The following is a 17,560-nucleotide window of genomic DNA, read 5'->3' on the forward strand; positions in this document are numbered from 1 at the left end:
TCAGGCGGTGTGCAGCCAGACGCGGAGCGGGCCGAGCGGGGTGAAGCCGGCGCGTACGGCGGCGTCGAGGTCGTCGCCCGTCTCGTAGCCGACGACCGGCAGGTCCGGCCAGCGGGCGGTGATCGCGGTGAGGGCGCCCGTCCAGGCGGCGTCGGTGTCGGCGTCGTCGTGCGCGAAGAGGTTGGACAGGCCCACCACCGGGTCGCCGCCGCGGTTCGCGACGGCTCCCGCCACGATCCGGCCGTCGGCGCGGCCCGCCAGGAAGGCGACGTCCTCGCCCAGCAGGCCCGGGTGGAACAGTCCGGTGCACTCCTCGCCGTCCCAGGCGGCCTCCCAGGCCTCCAGTTCGTCGGCGGTGGTCACCTCGGACCACTCCAGCCGCGAGCCCGCGGCCGCCGGGGCCCCGGCCGGGCGGTGGATCCACCGGGCCTCGAAGAGCACCTCGAAGCCGTCCGAGGCCAGGTCCAGGTCGGCGAAGCTGTCCTTGACCGAGCAGCCGGGGCTGTCGGTGTCGATCGCGTCGACCAGCCCGGCCGCCGAGGCGCCCGGGGCGATGGACACGGCGTCGGGGTAGAGCGGCGGGGTCCGGCGCGCACTCGTCCAGACGCCCGGCGCGAACGTGCCGGCCGGTCCGTGGCCGCGCACGACGGCGTCGCACCATTCGGCGTTGTTGCGTGCCGCGGCGAGCAGGAGTTCTTCGGTATCCCGGATCGTGATCACCGGGGGATCCTGCCACACCGCCTAGCCTGGCGCGATGAGTATTTCCGCGTACCTCCGCGAAGGCGACCGGGTGGGCCTGCGGCCCTTCCGGCCCGCCGACGGGCCCGAGTTCACCGCGCGCGTGCGCGAGAGCCGCGAGCTGCACCGGCCGTGGCTGTTCCCGCCCGCCACCATCGAGGAGTACGAGCCCTACGCGGCCCGGCTGACCGACGGTGACGGCCGCGCCGGGTTCCTCGTCTGCGAGCGGGGGACCGGAGCCATCGCCGGGTTCGTCAACATCAACAACATCGTGCGCGGTGCCTTCCGGTGCGGAGCCCTCGGCTACGGAGCCTTCGTGCACGCCGCCGGCCGCGGGCTGTTCCACGAGGCCCTGCGCCTCGTCCTCGCGCAGGCCTTCGCCCCGGCCGGGCAGGGCCTCGGCCTGCACCGCCTGGAGGCCAACATCCAGCCCGGCAACACGGCCTCGATCGCGCTGGTCCGCGGCGCCGGATTCCGGCTGGAGGGGCTCTCCCCGGCCTTCCTCCACGTCGACGGGGCCTGGCGCGACCACGAGAGGTGGGCCGTGACCGCCGGAATGCCGCTGCCGTAGGAGGCATTCCGGCCCGGTATCGAGGCAGGATGGATCCATGCGATCCCTCGTGCTCCTCGACGCCCCGTCCAACCTCGGCCTGCGCCCGCCCGCGCCCGGCACCGTACCCGGCGTCTACAAGCTGGCCGGGGCCCTGCGCGAACAGGGCCTGCTGGCCCGGCTCGGCGCACGCGAGGGCGGGGTGGCGGTCCCGCCGCGGTACGACCGCGGCGACTGGAAGGAGGGCGACGGCGTCTTCCACGCCGACGCCCTGGCCGCGTACACGCTCCTCCTCGCCGACCGGATCGAACGGCACCTGCGGGAAGGTGAGTTCCCCGTCGTGCTCGGCGGGGACTGCTCCATCCAGCTCGGGGCCTCGCTCGCCATGCGCAGGCTCGGCCGGTACGGACTGGCCGCGATCGACGGCTCCGCCGACTTCCGCCACCCCGGCAACGAGGCCGTGAACGGGCCGGTCGGCGCCGCGGGCGGGGAGGAGCTCGCCCTCGCCACCGGGCGCGGGCAGGCCGCCCTCGCCGACCTGGAGGGCCGGTCGCCGTACCTGCGGGACGAGGACGTGCGGCTCTTCGGCATCCGGGACGGGGACGGCGACCTCCCGGAGCTGCGCGCGGCCGGGATCCGTACCGCCACCGTCGGGGAGATCCGCGAGCACGGCGCCGGGCCGGTGGCCCGGGCGGCGCTGGACGGGCTGCACCCGCCGGTGACCGACGGCTTCTGGGTGCACCTGGACGCCGACGTGCTGGACCCGAGTGTCATGCCGGCCGTGGACAGCCCCGACCCCGGCGGCCTGCTCCCCGGTGAACTCGCCGAACTTCTGGGTGTGTTGGTGAGCTCCCCGCGCTGTGTCGGGATCAACGTCACGATCTACGACCCGGACCTGGACCCGGACGGCCGTGCGGGCGCGCTGCTGGCCGACCTGGTCGTGGGCGCCTTCGCGTAGGCCTTCGAACTGGCCTTTGCGTAATCCTGACCGGTGGTGATCCGCGGAACCCCTGTGCACCGGCCGCCGTGGCGTGTTCCATTTCCCTCATGGCCACCACCGTCCGCCGCGCCGTACTGACCCTCCCCGCAGCCCCGTTGGGCCCCGAGAACCCGCTGCCCGCCCTGCGCGCGCCCGACGGGGTGCACGCGCTGGACGATCGGTCGCGCGACGGGCTGCCGCGCGACATGGCGCGGCAGATCGGGTACGAGCCGCTGCGTTCGCTGCTGCCCGTCCGGATCCGGGACGGCTACCGGCGGGAGCGCCCGGAGCGGGAGTTCGAGTCGATCGTCATCGAGAACGAACACCTGCGGGTCACCGTGCTCCCGGGCCTGGGCGGGCGCGTCCACTCGCTCGTGCACCTGCCCACCGGGCGTGAACTGCTCTACCGCAACCCGGTGTTCCAGCCCGCCAACTTCGCCCTCAACGGGGCCTGGTTCTCCGGCGGCATCGAGTGGAACACCGGCGCCACCGGACACACCACCCTGTCCTGCGCCCCGCTGCACGCCGCTCTCGTCCCGGCCCCGGACGGTGGTGTGATGGTCCGGCTGTGGGAGTGGGAGCGGCTGCGCGACCTGCCCTTCCAGGTGGACCTGTGGCTCCCGGAGGACTCGGAGTTCCTCTACGTCGGTGTGCGCGTGCGCAATCCGCACGAGCGCCCCGCGCCCGTGTACTGGTGGTCCAACATCGCGGTCCCCGAGGACGCGGGCACCCGCGTCCTCGCCCCCGCCGACGAGGCCTGGAACTTCGGCTACGAGCGCTCGCTGCGCCGCGTCCCGGTCCCGGAGTGGGAGGGCGTGGACCGCACGTACCCGCTGCGCAGCGAGTATCCGGCCGACTTCTTCTACGAGGTCCAGGACGGGGCGCGGCCCTGGATCGCCTCCCTGGACGCCGACGGCCGGGGGCTCGTGCAGACCTCCACCGGACGGCTGCGCGGGCGCAAGCTGTTCGTGTGGGGCGCGGGCGGCGGCGGCCGCCGCTGGCAGGAGTGGCTGACCGATCCGGGCACGGGCGGCTACGCGGAGATCCAGGCCGGGCTGGCCAGGACCCAGCTGGAGCACGTCCGGCTGGAGGGCGGGGCGGAGTTCAGCTGGCTGGAGGCGTACGGGCCGCTGGCCGCGGAGCCCGCGGCGGTCCACGGGGCCGACTGGGCGGCGGCCCGCGGCTCGGCGCAGCACGCGCTGGAACGCGTACTGCCCCGGGAGCGATTGGACGCGGCCTACGAGGCGTGGCGCGGCCGCGCCGACAGCGAGCCGGGGGAGCGGCTGGCGACGGGGTCGGGGTGGGGCGCGCTGGAGGTGCTGTGCGGCGGCTTCAAGCTGCCGGGCACCCCCTTCGAGGAGGCCACGCTCGGTGAGGCCCAGCAGCCGTGGCTGGAGCTGTGGCGCACGGGGGTCTTCCCGGCCCCGCGCCGGGTGGCTCCGCCGGGGCCGAGCCTGGTCGCCGCGCACTGGCGGGACATGCTGGAGACGGCCCCGGCGGAACCGCTGACCGAGTACCACCTGGGCGTGGCGCAATGGCATGCCGGTGACGTGGCCCAGGCGGTACGGAGCTGGGAGCGCGGGCTGGCGCTGGCCCCGTCGCGGTGGCCGCTGCTGCGCTGCCTGGCGGTGGCGGACGCGCTGGCCGGCGACCCGGCGCGGGCGGCCGACGGGTACGCGGAGGCCTTCGACGACCTGGCCGGGGAGAGCCGGGGCAGTGAGCCGTGGACGGCCGCGGAGTCCGCGCTGGGTCAGGAGGCGATGGCGGCCCTGCTGGCCGCGGGGCGCCTGCCCGGGGCCCGGCGGGTCTGGGACCGGCTGCGGCCCGCCCTGCGCGAGCACGGCCGCTTCCGGCTCCTCGCCGCCAGGCTGCTGGCGGCGGAGGGCCATGTGGCCGCGGCCCGGCGGGTCTTCGAGGACGGCTTCGAGATCCCGGACCTCCGGGAGGGCGAGGAGATCCTGGGCGAGGTCTGGTCGGCCCTCACCGACCGGCCGCTGCCCGCGCGATACGACTTCCGGATGCGGCCGCCGGTGGGGTGACGCGCGGGCGTCAGGTCCGGCAGAGGATCTCGCCGTTCAGGACCGAGAACCAGGCGTCCGGGGACGCTCCCCAGGCGTGCCAGGCCCCGGCCACGGCGGCCAGGTCCGCGGCGGTCGCGTGGCCGCCGCGGACGGCGATGTCCGCGTACGAGGAGGCCGTCGTGCGGTCCGCCCACAGCGACGACCACCAGGCGCTCTCCTCCGGGCCGGCGAAGCACCAGGACGTCGCCGAGGACGCCACGTCCGAGAAGCCCGCCTCCCGCGCCCAGGCCCGCAGGCGCCGGCCCGCGTCCGGTTCGCCGCCGTTGGCGCGGGCGACCCGGCGGTACAGGTCCAGCCACTCGTCCAGCCCCGGCGTGGCCGGGTACCAGGTCATCGCCGCGTAGTCGGCGTCCCGCGCGGCCACGATCCCGCCCGGCCGGCACACCCGCCGCATCTCGCGCAGGGCCCGTACCGGGTCGCCGACGTGCTGCAGCACCTGGTGGGCGTGGACCACGTCGAAGGAGTCGTCCGGGAAGTCCAGCGCGTGGACGTCCGCCGTGGCGAACTCCACCCCGCTCACCCCCCGCTCCGCGACGTGCGCCCGGGCCTGCGCGACCACGTCCGCCGACGCGTCGACGGCGGTCACCCGGCCGCCCGGCGCCACCAGCTCCGCCAGATCGGCGGTGATCGTGCCCGGGCCGCAGCCCACGTCCAGCACCGACATCCCCGGACGCAGTTCGCCGATCAGGTACGCGGCGGAGTTCCGGGCCGTGCGCCAGCGGTGCGAGCGCAGCACCGACTCGTGGTGGCCGTGCGTGTAGACGGCGGTCTCCTGGTGGGCATCCATGGCCTGACCCTCCTCGTCGAAGCGTTGCCCTCACCGTAGACGATCAGTTCGTGATGTGAGATGCACGTTTCTACATGTGGACACCACCCCTGCGCGGCAAGGGGGTCCGGCCCGGCGGTGGCAGGGAGATCCGGGGGCGAGGAGAGTGGGGCCGAGGGGGCGGACCTCGTGCCACGGGACGGTGAGAGCCATGCCGGAAACGCTGCTCGAACGGCACGCCGAGGCGCTTCGGCTCTTCGGCGAGCGTCTGCGCGCCATCGGGGACGACCAGTGGGACGCGCCGACTCCGTGCACGGAATGGAGCGTGCGGGACCTGGTCAACCACGTCACCGGGGAGCAGCTCTGGATCCCGCCGCTGGTCACCGAGGGCCGCACGGTCGAGGAGATGGGCGACATGTTCTCGGGCGACGTGCTGGGCGATGACCCGGTCGCCGCCTGGGACCGGGCCGCGTCCGCCGCGCACGACGCCTTCGCCGAGCCCGGGGCGCTCGACCGGACCGTCAAGCTCTCCTACGGGCCCGCGCTCGGCTCCGCGTACTGCTCGGAGCTGACCGCCGACTGCGTCGTGCACACCTGGGACCTCGCCCGGGGCATCGGAGCCGACGACCGGCTGCCGGACGGTCTCGTCGAGTTCTCCATCAAGGAGGTCATGCCGTACGCCGACGGGCTCGCGGCGAGCGGAATGTTCGCCGCTCCGCTGGAGGTTCCGGCGGGAGCGAACGCGCAGACCAGGCTGCTGGCGCTGCTGGGGAGGCAGGGCTGATCGGCTTCTGCCGACGACGGTCGAAGGGGGCGTAGAGCGGGCATACAGTCACAAATAATCGTATAAAGGTCAGGGTTGGCGGAGCTGAGCGGGACGCGCGCGGAAGGCGGCAACGGTGGAGGGGATGCAGCGCACGACGGCGGAAGGCCGTGGTCCGGTGCGGTACGGGCCTCCAGCGCCTCAGCCGGGCCTGCCCGTGCTGCCCGAACTCCTCTCCGTCCTCGCCTCGGCCGCCGGACGCTCCGCCCCCGAGCCCGCCGGTGGCGGGGACGCCGTCCGCGAGGCCGCCTGCCGTTACTGGAGCCGGCGCGGGCTGCCGACCGCCCCGGAGGACGTGGCCGCGGGCCCGGGGGCCCCGGCGCTGCTGCTCGCGCTGCTCGGCGCCTACGGGGGCGACGTGATGCTGCCCCGGCCCTGTCCCGCCTGGTGGACCCCACAGGTCCGGCTGCTGGGACGGCAGGCCTACCACGTGCCGACCCCGGCCGAATGCGGCGGCATCCCGGACCCCTACGCCCTGCTGGAGACCGTACGGCGGGTGCGCGCCGAGGGCGGCGACCCGCGCGTGCTCCTGCTGTCGGTCGCCGACGACCCGACCGCGACCGTGCCCCCGCCCGAGATGCTGCACGAGGCCTGCGAGGCCGCCGCGTCCGCCGGGCTCTTCGTCGTCAGCGACGAGAGCTGGCGCGACACCGTCCACCGGCCGCACGACACGCTGGTCCTGAGCCCCGCCGAGATGCTCCCGGACCAGGCGGCCGTCCTCGTCGACCTGTCCGGAGCGCTGCTGCCCGCCGGCTGGCCCGCGGCCGTGGTCCGATTCCCCGATACCGCCAGGGGCACCTGGCTGCGCGCCCGTACCCTCGACGTCCTCACCGCCACCGGCGCGCTGGTCGCCGGCCCCGTCGCCGGGGCCGCCGCGCACGCGCTCGACGAACCCGACGCGGTCGCCGGCCGGGCCCGCGCGGCCGCCGCCCTGCACGGAGCGGTCGCCGCCGCCGCGCACCGGGAGCTGCTGGCCGTCGGCGCGCTGGCCCGGCCCCCGCAGGCCGGCCGGCACCTCTACGCCGACCTGACACCGCTGCGCGCCGGACTCGCCCGGCACGGGGTCGGCGACGCCATGGAGCTGGAGGACTGGCTCGGCGGGCGGCTCGGCGCGCCCACCCCGGGCGGGCAGCGGTTCGCGGACGAACCGGTCGCCCTGCGCGTGAGGCTGTCGACCGGGCCGCTGCTGGGCGCCACCCCGCAGGAGCGGCTGGCCGCGCTCACCGCCCGCGATCCGCTCGCCCTGCCGCACGTGCGGCGCTCCCTGGACCTGCTCGGTTCAGTCCTGGGCGGGCTGGCCTGATGCCCGACCCGGTGAACGGAGACTCCTGATGAGCGACAGGACGGACGCCCCCGCATCCACGGGGGCGGGTGCGGGCGCGGGCGCGGTACGGCAGGCCGCCGCCCGGCCGGCCGTCGCCCCGCCGCCGCTCCCCGGCACCCCGCGCCCGCTCGGCGAACACCGCCGCTGGCCCCGTTCCTTCGCCGACCGGCTCACCACCCCGCTCCCCGGTGTCCGCGGCTTCGCCCGGCTCGCCCGCGAGGGCGCCTTCCGGCCCGGCCCCGACGGGCTGCGAGGCATCCCCGACCTGCCGTACGAGCCGGCCCCGCTGCCCGCGGCGGAGCCCGGCACGGTCTGCGCCACCTGGGCCGGACACGCCAGCTGGGTGTTGCGTACCGGCGGGCTGACCGTGCTCACCGACCCCGTCTGGTCCCGGCGGATCCTCGGCACCCCGGCCCGTATGACACCCGTCGGGGTGCGCTGGGAGGACCTGCCGCCGGTGGACGCCGTGGTCATCAGCCACAACCACTACGACCACCTGGACGCGCCCACCCTCAAGCGGCTGCCGCGCGGCACCGCCCTCTTCGTCCCGGCGGGCCTGGCCGGCTGGTTCCGCCGCCGCGGCTTCACCCGGGTCGCCGAGCTCGACTGGTGGGAGTCGGCCGAACTGGGCGGCGTACGCTTCGAGTTCGTACCGGCCCACCACTGGTCCAAGCGCTCGCTGATCGACACCTGCCGGTCCCTGTGGGGCGGCTGGATCTTGACCGACACCCTGAGCCCCACGCCGAAGGAGCTCTACTTCGCGGGCGATACCGGCTACGGCCACTGGTTCGCGGAGATCGGCCGCCGCCACCCCGGTATCGACCTCGCGCTCCTGCCCATCGGCGCCTACGCCCCGCGCTGGTGGCTGGGCGACGTCCACGCCGACCCGGAGGAGGCCGTCCGGGCCTGCCTCGACCTCGGCGCCCGGCGGATGGCCCCCATGCACTGGGCCACCTTCGTCCTCTCCGCCGAGCCGGTCATGGAACCCCTGCACCGTGCCCGGGCCGCGTGGGCCCGCGCGGGCCTGCCCCGCGAACACCTCTGGGACCTTCCGATCGGCGCCTCACGCATGCTCGGAGACTAGGGCCTGTCACCCGGACCGCACGGGACGTCTAGCCCACGTCTAGCCCCGTCTAGCCCTCCTGCCGGGTCCGTCCCCGCAGTCGGCGCCACCCCGGCGGGACCGCGCTGACCAGCAGGGTCAGGGCCACCGCGAGGGCCACGCCCTTCCAGGGCTCCGAGAAGAGCGAGCCGCCCAGGATGCCGATCAGGCTGTACGCCGCCGCCCAGGCGAGGCAGGCCGGGGCGTCGCCGCGCGCGAAGCGGCGCAGGGGAAGCCGCGCCAGCAGGCAGGCCAGCATCACCGGGATCCGCCCCGCCGGAACCAGCCGGGACACCACCAGGACCAGCACCCCGTGCTCGTCCAGCCCCGTCCGCGCCCGCTCCAGCCGATCGGGCGTGGCGCGGCCGCGCAGCGCCTCCAGCCAGCGCGAGCCGCCCCGCGACCGCACGCCGCGCTGCCCGAGCCAGTACAGGGTGACGTCCCCGGTGAACGCCGCCAGCGCCGACACCGCGAACACCAACAACACCCCGTACGGCAGCGATTCGTGATGGAGCGCCACCACCGCAGCCGAGCTCACCAGCGCCCCCGTCGGGATCACCGGCACCAGCGCGCCGAGCGCCACCAGTACGAACAACGCCGGGTAGCCCACCGCCTGCTGGGTGGTCTCCGGCGGCACCTGTCCGGCCGCCGCCGTGACGTCGCGCCAGGTCACGGCAGCCGCACCCGCTCCCCGTGGGCCGGCACCCGTACGGTCACCTTCGGCGCGAGCCGCCCCGCGCGGCGCTCGAACTCCTCGCCCGGCGCGTGGAACTCGTGCGGACGCACCGCGTCCATCCCGATCGGCCAGAACGTCCCGTAGTGCACCGGGACCGCTGCCGCCGGGGCCAGCTCGGCCAGCGCCCGCGCCGCCCGCCCCGCGTCCAGGTGACCCGGGCCCAGGTACGGTCCCCAGCCGCCCACGGGAAGCAGGGCCACGTCCACCGGGCCGACCTCCCGGGCCATCGTGTCGAACAGCCCGGTGTCCCCGGCGAAGTAGGTACGGGCCGCGCCCTCGACCACGTACCCGAGGGCCGGCGCGAGGTGCGGCCCGAACGGCATCCGCCGTCCGTCGTGCAGGGCGCTGACCGCCCGTACCCGTACGCCGTCCCGCACCGGGACCTCGTCGCCCGGCAGCACCTCCGTCACCGCCAGCCCGCGCAGTCCGGCGATCCGCGCCAGCCCCGGCACCGCCCGGCGCGCACCCCGCGGCACCAGCAGCCGGGTGCCGGGCGCCAGCCGCTGCAGCGAGGGCAGGTGCAGGTGGTCGGCGTGCAGGTGCGACACCAGCACCGCGTCCGCGCGCGCCGCCTCGGGCGGGGGCACCGGCCCTCGGCGCCGCCGCAGATGGGCGAGGCGCCGGGCGAACAGCGGATCCGTCAGCAGCCGGACCCCGGAGTCCTCGACCGTGCACGTGGCATGCCCCCACCAGGTGATCTCCACCGGCATCCGGCCCTCCCTCCCACGCCCGTCCCGTCCCCTCACCGAGCCTAAGCCGCCCCGGGGAAGCAGGGCACGTCCACGCGGCCGCTTGGAGGCTTCCCCCCTGGATCCGCCCGGAACCGGAACGACGCCGCCCTCTCCTCCCCGGCCGCCGATCGGAGTAGGGTCGGGCGGCATGGAAGAGCTGCGCGTGGCCGCGATCGCCAGCCTGGCCCCGCTCGAAGACCTCGACGCCGACCCCTTCGCCGTGGACACCCGGACCCAGCACGCCGTGTGCGCGCGCTGGGCGGCCGACCACGGGTACGTCGTGACCAGGCAACTGCTCGTCTACGGGCTGCGCGCCGACCACTGCGGGCTCTGGTCCGACATCGACGCCGGGCAGGTCGACCTCTTCGTCGCCGCCAACCACCGCGTGCTGGCCCGCGCGCTGCGCTCCGTCGAGGAGTTCAGCGCCGAGTGCGAGCGGCGCGGGGTGCGCCTGGAGACCGCCGGGCACCAGGAACCGCCGTACACCTCCGCGATGAAGGCCGAGGTGCACCGCCGGCTCTCCATGCCGACCGCCGGCTACGACGGCACCTGAGCGGCGCCTCCTCCGCGCCCGTGCGCCGCCCCTGTGCGCCGTCCGTGTCGCCCGGCCCGGTGAGCCGGGCTGTGCGAGCCTGGAAGGCGGGACGGGGCGCGCGGAAGGTGGAGCGTGGTGCGAGGACGGTGGCGGACCGCGGGCGGCGCCCTGGTGCGTGTGATCCTCGTCTGGGCGGTGTCCACGCTGACGATGCTCGCGCTGGCCGGGATCCTGCCGGACTTCCGGCTCCGGTCCGGCGACGACGACAGCATCACGCAGATCGGGCTGACCGCCGCCCTGGGCGCCGGGGCCTTCGGTCTGCTGAGCGCGCTCGTCTGGCCCGTGCTGGTACGGGCCCTGCTGCTGGTGCCCGCCCTGGTGCTCGGCCTGCTCGTCTTCTTCCTGAACGGCTCGCTGCTGCTCATAGCCCTCAGCCTGGTCCCCGCCGGGGGCGAGGTGGCCCCCGAGACCGCGGTGGTCGTGGCCGCCGTGATGTCCGCCGTGGCCTCGGCGACCTCGACGGCGCTCGCGGTGCGCGACGACGAGGCGTACCGGCGGCGGCTCTACCGCCTCGCCGACCGGCGCCGCCGCAAGGGGAGGGGGACGGGCGCGCCCGGGGCCTTCGGGTCCGCGCCCGGGCTGGTCTTCCTCCAGCTCGACGGGGTCGGGTACGAGGTGCTGCGCCGGGCCGCGGGCAGCGGCCTGATGCCGACCGTCTCCGACTGGCTGGACGGCAGCCACCGCATCGTGTCCTGGCGCACCGACTGGTCGAGCCAGACCGGCGCCAGCCAGCTCGGCATCCTGCACGGCTCCAACTTCGACGTGCCCGCGTTCCGCTGGTACGAGAAGGACACCGGCGAGGTGATGGTCTGCAACCGGCCCACCAGCGCCGCCGAGCTCCAGCGGCGGGCGGTGGAGCGGACCGCGGACGGCGGGCTGCTCACGCTCGACGGGGCCAGCCGGGGCAACCTGTTCAGCGGTGGCGCGGACCAACTGGCGCTCGTGCTCTCGGTATCCGCCCGCCGCGGGCGGGCGAACCGCTCCCGCGCCGGCTACTTCGCGTACTTCTCCGATCCGGCCAACGCCGTCCGCACGGCCCTGTCCTTCGTCGCCGAGGCCTGCCGGGAGACCGGCCAGTCGCTGCGCGCGCGGATCCGCGGGGACCGGCCGCGCGTGGCGCGCGGCGGGCTGTACCCGCTGATCCGGGCCTTCGCGACCGTGGTCGAACGGGACGTGGTCGTGGCGGCGGTGATCGGCGACATGCTCGCCGGGCGCGCCGCGGTCTACGCCGACCTCGTCGCCTACGACGAGGTCGCGCACCACTCCGGCCCGCACGGCCGGGACACCGACCGGGTGCTGCAGCGCCTGGACCGGAGCCTCGCGCTGCTCGCCCGGGTCGCCGAGCACGCGCCGCGCGCGTACCGGATCGTGCTGCTCTCCGACCACGGCCAGAGCCCGGGGGAGACCTTCCTCAGCCGGTACGGGCTGACCCTCAAGGACCTGGTCCGGGCGGGCTGCGGGCTTCCGGTCTCCCGTCGGGCGGGCCGCACCCGCAGCGGGGCCGAGGCGCGGGCGGCCGTCCTGGCGGCCCTGCACCGGCCGGTGGAGGAGGACGCGGAGGCCTCCCCGGGGCCGGGCCCCGGCCCGGTGGTGCTCGCCTCGGGCAATCTCGGGCTGATCTCCTTCCCGGACGTCCCGGGCCGGGCCTCGCGCGAACGCGTCGAGCGCGCGTACCCCGCCCTGCTGCCCACCCTGGCGAACCACCCCGGCGTGGGCTTCCTGCTGGTGGACGGCGTGGTGCTGGGCCGGGGCGGGACGGTGGCGCGCCTCGACGTGCCGGGGGAGGCGGAGGAACTGCTGGCTCCCTTCGGCCCCGGGGCGGCCGGGGCCGTGCGCCGGACCGACACCTTCCCGCACGTGGCCGACGTGATGGTGAACTCGGCGTACGACCCGCGGACGGGCACGGTACACGCCTTCGAGGAGCAGATCGGCTCGCACGGGGGCCTCGGCGGGGAACAGGGGCACCCGTTCCTGATGTGGCCGACGGAACTGTCGGATCCGGGCGGTGAGCTGGCGGGCGCCGAGGCGGTGCACGGCGTACTGCGCCGCTGGCTGCGGGAGGCGGACGGGCCGCAGCTGCCGGTGGCCCCGCGGGCGGCTCCGCCCGTCGCCCTGCCGGCGGAGGATTCCCGGCCGGAGGGCACCACCGGCGGAATCTTTCCTTCCGCGGCTACGCCCGCGCAGGACGAAAACCACTGATTTGGTACCGCCTTTGCGGTGGTCAACCATGTGTTGACCTGCCCACCATGTGAGACACCCTGAGGCGCACCACCGTGACCAGCACCGCAGCACCGCCGACCGAGGCCGCACCCGTCCCCGAGCCTCCCGCGCCCGGCCGGGAGGACACCCGGCGCTTCGGCCTTCCCGTCGCCACCTGCCTGGTCATGGGCAACATCATCGGCGGCGGGATCTTCCTCCTCCCCGCCTCGGTGGCCCCCTTCGGCACCATCAGCCTCGTCGCGTTCGCGGTGCTCACCCTCGGCGCGGTCGCCCTCGCCCTCGTCTTCGGCCGTCTCGCCCGGCGGCACCCGCAGACCGGCGGCCCGTACGTCTACGCCCGCGCCGCGTTCGGCGACTTCGCCGGATTCCTCGCCGCCTGGAGCTACTGGATCACCACCTGGGTCTCCAACGCGGCCCTCGCGGTGGCGGCCGTCGGCTACCTCTGCGTGCTCTTCCCGGCCGTCGGCGCGCACAAGTGGTCCATGTGCCTGGCCGCCCTCGCCGTGCAGTGGCTGCCGGCGCTCGCCAACCTGGCCGGCACCCGGTACGTCGGCGCCGTCCAACTCGTCTCCACCGTCCTGAAGTTCGCCCCGCTGCTGCTCGTCTCCGTGGGCGGCCTCCTCTTCTTCGACCCGGCCAACCTCGGCCCCTTCCGGGCCACCGACCAGAGCGCGGTCGGCGCCGTCTCCGCCTCCGCGGCGATCCTGCTCTTCAGCTACCTGGGCGTCGAATCCGCCGCCGTCAGCGCAGGCGAGGTCCGCGACCCGGCGCGCAACGTCGGCCGGGCCACCATCCTGGGCACCGTCGGCGCGGCCACCGTCTACCTGCTGGGCACCCTCTCCGTCTTCGGCCTGGTCCCCCACGACAGCCTGGTCTCCTCCCAGGCCCCCTTCACGGACGCGGTCAACGCCATGTTTTCCGCAGACGGAGGGGCCGGCGGCACCTGGGGCGGCACCGTCGTCGCCTGCGCGGCGGTGATCTCGATGGCGGGCGCCCTCAACGGCTGGACCCTGCTCAGCGCGCAGACCCCGTACGCCGCCGCCAAGGACGGCCTCTTTCCGAAGGCCTTCGAGACGAAGAAGCGCGGCGTCCCGGTGGTCGGCGTGGTCGTCACGGCCGTCCTCGCCTCGGCGCTGACCGTCTACAACTACACGGCGGGCTCGACGGGCGTCTTCGAGATCCTGGTCCTGGTCACCACCTTCACCGCGACCGTCCCGTACCTGCTCTCCACCGCCGCGCAGCTCTACTTCCTGCTCTCGGGCCGGTCCGAGCGCGTCCACCGGGGCCGCCTGGTCCGTGACGCCGCGCTCGCCTGCCTGGCCTTCGGCTTCTCGATGTGGCTGGTGGCCGGCTCAGGCTACGCCGCCGTCTACCAGGGCGTGATGTTCCTGTTCGCGGGCGTACTCGTCCACGCGGTGATGTCCGCCCGGCGGCGGCGGGCCATCGTTTCGCCCGCGGGGTAATTTGGAGGGAGAGGACAGCCAGGGGGGCTCTAAGGGGTCGCCATGTCCGCGATCAGCAACACCATCGACATCGACCGCAGCCCCGAGGACGTCTACTCGTACGTGACGGACCCCACGCACCTGCCGGAGTGGCAGGACAGCGCCGTGTCCGTCGTACCGATGGGCGACCTCCCCGTCCACGTCGGCTCGAAGGTCCTCGTCACCCGGCAGATCGGCAAGCGCAGGGTCCCCACGACCATGGAGTTCACGGAACTCGACCCGCCGCGGAGCTGGCACATCCACGGCGTCGACGGGCCGGTCCGGCCGGACGTACGGGGCCGTATCGAACCCCTCGACGGCGGGGCGCGTTCACGCGTGACCCTGTCCGTCGACTTCGAGGGCCACGGCATGGGCAGGGCCCTGGTCCCCCTCGTGGTCAAGCCCATGCTCCGCAAGGAGATGCCCCGGGGCGAGGAGAAGCTGAAGCACCTGCTGGAGCACTCCGCGAGCTGACTCGCGGGGACCGGGGAAAACCGGGTGCTCCGGGTCGTGTGGTGCGCCCACACTGGGCGCACCACACGACCCGATCATGAGGACCGCCACCCGTGCAGGCTGCCGTCACCGTCACCCCCGCCCAGATCCCCGAACTGCTCCTCGGCCTCGCCACCGTGCGGCCCGTGTTCCTCTGGGGGGCGCCCGGAATCGGCAAGTCCTCGCTCGTACGGAAGTTCGCCGACTCCCTCGGCCTGGAGTGCGTCAGCCTCCTCGGCACGCAGCTCGCCCCCGAGGACCTGATCGGCGTACCGCAGATCCGAGGCGGCCGCTCCGTCTTCTGCCCGCCAGAGGCCATTGCGCGCGACGAGCCGTACTGCCTTTTCCTCGACGAGCTCAACGCCGCGTCCCCGGACGTCCAGAAGGCCTTCTACTCGCTGATCCTGGACCGCCGGATCGGCTCCTACGAGCTCCCCGCGGGCTCCATCGTCATCGGCGCGGGCAACCGCGCCACGGACAACGCGCTCGCCCGGCCCATCGCCTCCGCCCTCGTCAATCGCCTCACCCACGTCCACCTCCAGGCGTCCGCGCGGGACTGGCTGGTCTGGGCCGGCGAGAACGGCATCCACCCCTGGGTCACGGACTACCTCACCGACCGCCCCGACCACCTGTGGTCGCAGCCGCCCAAGACGGAGGAGGCGTTCTCCACGCCCCGCTCCTGGCACATGCTCTCCGACGCCCTGCACTCCTTCGGGACCGGCCTGGACGAGCAGACGCTGAAGGTCGTGGCGCACGGCACCCTCACCCCCGCCCACGCCGTCTCCTTCTGCGGCTACGCCAAGATCGTCCGCCACACCTTCGGCATCGAGGCGATCATGAAGGGTGACGCGAGCTGGCCGCGCCGCATGGAGGACCGGGACCTGCTGTACTACCTGGCCGAGGCCTTCCGGGGCCGTCTGGTCAAAGAACTCCCCGCGCAGCGCGAACACGTCTCGCCCGCTGTCCGGCAGACCGCCTACCGCGCCAAATCGCTCCTCGTCCAGCTCGCCGAGATCTCCGTCGAGGTCGCCCAGACCGTCATCGCCGACGACGCCGACGGCCTGCCCGTGCTGCCCGCCTGGTTCCTGGTCGAGGCCGCCCGCGACATGCCCCGCCTGGTCGAGGCCCGCCGGTGAGCCGGACCCCGCGCGGCAAGGACGCCAAGCCCGATCCCGCCACCGAGGCCTTCGCGGAGGGCCTCGCCCTGGTCAAGCGGAACCCGGCCCTCGCCGCCGTCGACGCCGCCGTCTGCCGCCAGGCCAAATGCGCGGCTACCCCGGCCGGGGGACTGGCCGCGGTGGACTCCAACGGCACCGTCCACGTCCATCCGACCCGGCGAGCCGACCCCCGGGACTGGGCCTGGACCCTTGCCCACGCCCTGCTCCACCTCGGCTTCGGCCACGTCCCCGCGAGCAAGGACGAGGACCGCCCGCAGCCCGACCGCTTCGACCTCGCCGCCCGCTGCGCGGTGGTCAACCGCTTCCTGCTCACCGTTCCGACAGGCCGGGCCCCCGACCACCTCCCCGCCGAATACCCCGGCGGGGACGAGGACCTGCTCGCCGCCCGCTGGCGCCGCGACGGCATCCCGGCCGCCTACGCGCAGTGCGGCACCGCCGGCGACCACCCCGACCAGGTCCTGGTCACCTGGCGCCGCTGGAACACCACCGCCCCCGACTGGGAGGCCGCTTTCGCGCACGCCCTGACCCGCAGCGTCTCCGCCGCGATGGACGTGGCCGGCGGCCGCCGCGACCGGGTCACCGGCGAACGGACCCGCCAGCAGCCCTGGGACCTGGCCCTGAACTGGTTCGTCTCCTCGTACCCGCTGCTCGGCGGCCTCGCCGCCGGCCTCAAGATCGTCGCCGACGCCGAGCTGGCCCGCTCCCAGGGCATCGCCATCGCCGCGGTCAGCGCGAGCTCCGGCGAGATCTACGTCAACCCGCTGCGCACCTTCACCGACGGCGAATGGCGGTTCATCCTGGCCCACGAGATGCTCCACGCCGCCCTGCGCCACGGCGAGCGCCGCGGCGTCCGCGACCCGTACCTGCACAACGTGGCCGCCGACTACGTGGTCAACGGCTGGCTCGTGGAGATGGGCGTCGGCGAGATGCCCGCGGGACTGCTGCACGACCCCGCGCTGCGGGACCTGTCCGTGGAGGAGGTCTACGACCGGATCGCCACCGACCTGCGCCGGATGCGCCGCCTCGCGACCCTGCGCGGCAAAGGCCTCGGGGACATCCTGGGCGAGCCGCTGCCCCACCCGGGGAGCTGCCCGTACACGGATCTGGACGACTTCTACCGGCGCGGCCTCGTCCAGGGCTTCGACCTGCACGAGGCGGGGCGGCGGGGGCTGCTGCCCGCCGGGCTGATCCAGGAGATCCGGGCGCTGGCCCATCCTCCCGTGCCCTGGGACGCGAAGCTGGCCCGCTGGTTCGACGAGTACGTGCCGCGCCCCGCGCCCGTACGGAGCTACGCGCGCCCGGCACGCCGCCAGGCCTCCACCCCGGACATCCCGCGCGCGGGCCGGCGCTTCCCGCCCGAGGAGGTGGCCCGCTGCACCTTCGGTGTGGTGCTCGACACCTCGGGGTCGATGAACGCCGCCCTGCTCGGCAAGGCGCTGGGCGCGATCGCCTCGTACGCGGAAGCCCGCGACGTACCGGCGGCACGCGTCGTGTTCTGCGACGCGGCGCCGTACGACGCGGGCTATCTGCCCCCGACCGAGATCGCGGGCCGGGTCCGGGTACGCGGGCGGGGCGGGACCGTGCTGCAGCCGGGCATCGACCTGCTGCAGCGGGCGGAGGACTTCCCGCCCGGGGCCCCGGTGCTGGTGATCACGGACGGATGGTGCGACACCCTGCGGATCCGGCGTGAGCACGCCTATCTGGTTCCGCAGGGTGCCTCCCTGCCGTTCACACCCAAGGGGCCCGTCTTCCGACTGGCCTGAA

General features: G+C 74.9%; 16 protein-coding genes. 12 read left to right on the plus strand and 4 right to left on the minus strand.

Annotation, left to right across the window (positions count from 1 at the left end; genetic code table 11):
* Positions 1 to 711: a hypothetical protein gene (locus tag OG429_RS31440; RefSeq protein ID WP_328930479.1), complete on the minus strand. Its 711-nt coding sequence runs from the start codon at positions 709 to 711 to the stop codon at positions 1 to 3.
* Between the two features lie 43 nt (positions 712 to 754).
* Here OG429_RS31440 and OG429_RS31445 point away from each other — a divergent pair, with 43 nt between their 5' ends.
* The 3 genes from OG429_RS31445 (at position 755) to OG429_RS31455 (ending at position 4,306) form a co-directional block, all read left to right on the plus strand.
* Complete coding sequence (locus OG429_RS31445) at positions 755 to 1,309, plus strand: GNAT family N-acetyltransferase (protein WP_328928629.1); 555 nt, start codon at positions 755 to 757, stop codon at positions 1,307 to 1,309.
* 37 nt (positions 1,310 to 1,346) lie between these two features.
* Positions 1,347 to 2,246, plus strand: a complete 900-nt coding sequence (locus tag OG429_RS31450) for an arginase family protein (protein WP_328928630.1) — start codon at positions 1,347 to 1,349, stop codon at positions 2,244 to 2,246.
* A gap of 89 nt (positions 2,247 to 2,335) precedes the next feature.
* Positions 2,336 to 4,306, plus strand: coding sequence for a DUF5107 domain-containing protein (locus tag OG429_RS31455; protein WP_328928631.1), 1,971 nt, complete (start codon positions 2,336 to 2,338; stop codon positions 4,304 to 4,306).
* Between the two features lie 10 nt (positions 4,307 to 4,316).
* Here OG429_RS31455 and OG429_RS31460 read toward each other — a convergent pair whose 3' ends face one another.
* On the minus strand, positions 4,317 to 5,135 hold the full coding sequence (locus tag OG429_RS31460; protein WP_328928632.1) for a methyltransferase domain-containing protein: 819 nt from the start codon (positions 5,133 to 5,135) through the stop codon (positions 4,317 to 4,319).
* Positions 5,136 to 5,325: 190 nt separating this feature from the next.
* Between OG429_RS31460 and OG429_RS31465 the strand changes: the two genes are divergently transcribed.
* From OG429_RS31465 to OG429_RS31475, 3 genes are all read left to right on the plus strand, one after another.
* Positions 5,326 to 5,898 carry a TIGR03086 family metal-binding protein gene (locus OG429_RS31465; protein ID WP_328928633.1) on the plus strand — a complete coding sequence of 191 codons (573 nt, stop codon included), beginning with the start codon at positions 5,326 to 5,328 and terminating at the stop codon, positions 5,896 to 5,898.
* Positions 5,899 to 6,022: 124 nt separating this feature from the next.
* Positions 6,023 to 7,240 (plus strand): aminotransferase class I/II-fold pyridoxal phosphate-dependent enzyme, encoded by a 1,218-nt coding sequence (locus tag OG429_RS31470; protein ID WP_328928634.1) that lies wholly within the window; start codon positions 6,023 to 6,025, stop codon positions 7,238 to 7,240.
* Positions 7,241 to 7,268: 28 nt separating this feature from the next.
* Positions 7,269 to 8,345 (plus strand): MBL fold metallo-hydrolase, encoded by a 1,077-nt coding sequence (locus OG429_RS31475; protein WP_328928635.1) that lies wholly within the window; start codon positions 7,269 to 7,271, stop codon positions 8,343 to 8,345.
* A gap of 49 nt (positions 8,346 to 8,394) precedes the next feature.
* Here the strand turns inward: OG429_RS31475 and OG429_RS31480 are convergent, their stop codons facing one another.
* Positions 8,395 to 9,036 (minus strand): DedA family protein, encoded by a 642-nt coding sequence (locus OG429_RS31480; RefSeq protein WP_328928636.1) that lies wholly within the window; start codon positions 9,034 to 9,036, stop codon positions 8,395 to 8,397.
* Complete coding sequence (locus tag OG429_RS31485) at positions 9,033 to 9,809, minus strand: MBL fold metallo-hydrolase (RefSeq protein ID WP_328928637.1); 777 nt, start codon at positions 9,807 to 9,809, stop codon at positions 9,033 to 9,035. Before OG429_RS31485 ends, OG429_RS31480 begins: the two co-directional genes overlap by 4 nt.
* A gap of 169 nt (positions 9,810 to 9,978) precedes the next feature.
* On the opposite strand from OG429_RS31485, the gene OG429_RS31490 reads away from it, so the two are divergent.
* The 6 genes from OG429_RS31490 (at position 9,979) to OG429_RS31515 (ending at position 17,559) form a co-directional block, all read left to right on the plus strand.
* Positions 9,979 to 10,383: a hypothetical protein gene (locus OG429_RS31490; RefSeq protein WP_328928638.1), complete on the plus strand. Its 405-nt coding sequence runs from the start codon at positions 9,979 to 9,981 to the stop codon at positions 10,381 to 10,383.
* 114 nt (positions 10,384 to 10,497) lie between these two features.
* On the plus strand, positions 10,498 to 12,624 hold the full coding sequence (locus OG429_RS31495; RefSeq protein WP_328928639.1) for a phage holin family protein: 2,127 nt from the start codon (positions 10,498 to 10,500) through the stop codon (positions 12,622 to 12,624).
* Between the two features lie 74 nt (positions 12,625 to 12,698).
* On the plus strand, positions 12,699 to 14,108 hold the full coding sequence (locus tag OG429_RS31500; RefSeq protein WP_328928640.1) for an amino acid permease: 1,410 nt from the start codon (positions 12,699 to 12,701) through the stop codon (positions 14,106 to 14,108).
* 42 nt (positions 14,109 to 14,150) lie between these two features.
* Positions 14,151 to 14,600, plus strand: a complete 450-nt coding sequence (locus OG429_RS31505; protein ID WP_328928641.1) for an SRPBCC family protein — start codon at positions 14,151 to 14,153, stop codon at positions 14,598 to 14,600.
* A gap of 92 nt (positions 14,601 to 14,692) precedes the next feature.
* Entirely contained in the window at positions 14,693 to 15,754 is a 1,062-nt protein-coding gene (locus tag OG429_RS31510) for an ATP-binding protein (RefSeq protein ID WP_328928642.1), read from the plus strand.
* The gene (locus tag OG429_RS31515) at positions 15,751 to 17,559 is read left to right on the plus strand and encodes a vWA domain-containing protein (protein WP_328928643.1); all 1,809 of its coding nucleotides are present in this window, start codon (positions 15,751 to 15,753) and stop codon (positions 17,557 to 17,559) included. The genes OG429_RS31510 and OG429_RS31515 overlap by 4 nt, the downstream gene beginning before the upstream one ends.
* The last annotated feature ends 1 nt before the right edge of the window (position 17,560 follow it).

It is taken from the genome of Streptomyces sp. NBC_00190 (assembly GCF_036203305.1).
GTDB lineage: Bacteria > Actinomycetota > Actinomycetes > Streptomycetales > Streptomycetaceae > Streptomyces.

Excerpts from the sequence above, each read along its gene's own strand:
- OG429_RS31475 (WP_328928635.1), top strand. The coding sequence starts at position 7,269 with ATGAGCGACAGGACGGACGCCCCCGCATCCACGGGGGCGGGTGCGGGC.
- OG429_RS31465 (WP_328928633.1), top strand. The coding sequence starts at position 5,326 with ATGCCGGAAACGCTGCTCGAACGGCACGCCGAGGCGCTTCGGCTCTTC.
- OG429_RS31445 (WP_328928629.1), top strand. The coding sequence starts at position 755 with ATGAGTATTTCCGCGTACCTCCGCGAAGGCGACCGGGTGGGCCTGCGG.
- OG429_RS31470 (WP_328928634.1), top strand. The coding sequence starts at position 6,023 with ATGCAGCGCACGACGGCGGAAGGCCGTGGTCCGGTGCGGTACGGGCCT.
- OG429_RS31505 (WP_328928641.1), top strand. The coding sequence starts at position 14,151 with ATGTCCGCGATCAGCAACACCATCGACATCGACCGCAGCCCCGAGGAC.
- OG429_RS31460 (WP_328928632.1), bottom strand. The coding sequence starts at position 5,135 with ATGGATGCCCACCAGGAGACCGCCGTCTACACGCACGGCCACCACGAG.
- OG429_RS31450 (WP_328928630.1), top strand. The coding sequence starts at position 1,347 with ATGCGATCCCTCGTGCTCCTCGACGCCCCGTCCAACCTCGGCCTGCGC.
- OG429_RS31490 (WP_328928638.1), top strand. The coding sequence starts at position 9,979 with ATGGAAGAGCTGCGCGTGGCCGCGATCGCCAGCCTGGCCCCGCTCGAA.
- OG429_RS31485 (WP_328928637.1), bottom strand. The coding sequence starts at position 9,809 with ATGCCGGTGGAGATCACCTGGTGGGGGCATGCCACGTGCACGGTCGAG.
- OG429_RS31455 (WP_328928631.1), top strand. The coding sequence starts at position 2,336 with ATGGCCACCACCGTCCGCCGCGCCGTACTGACCCTCCCCGCAGCCCCG.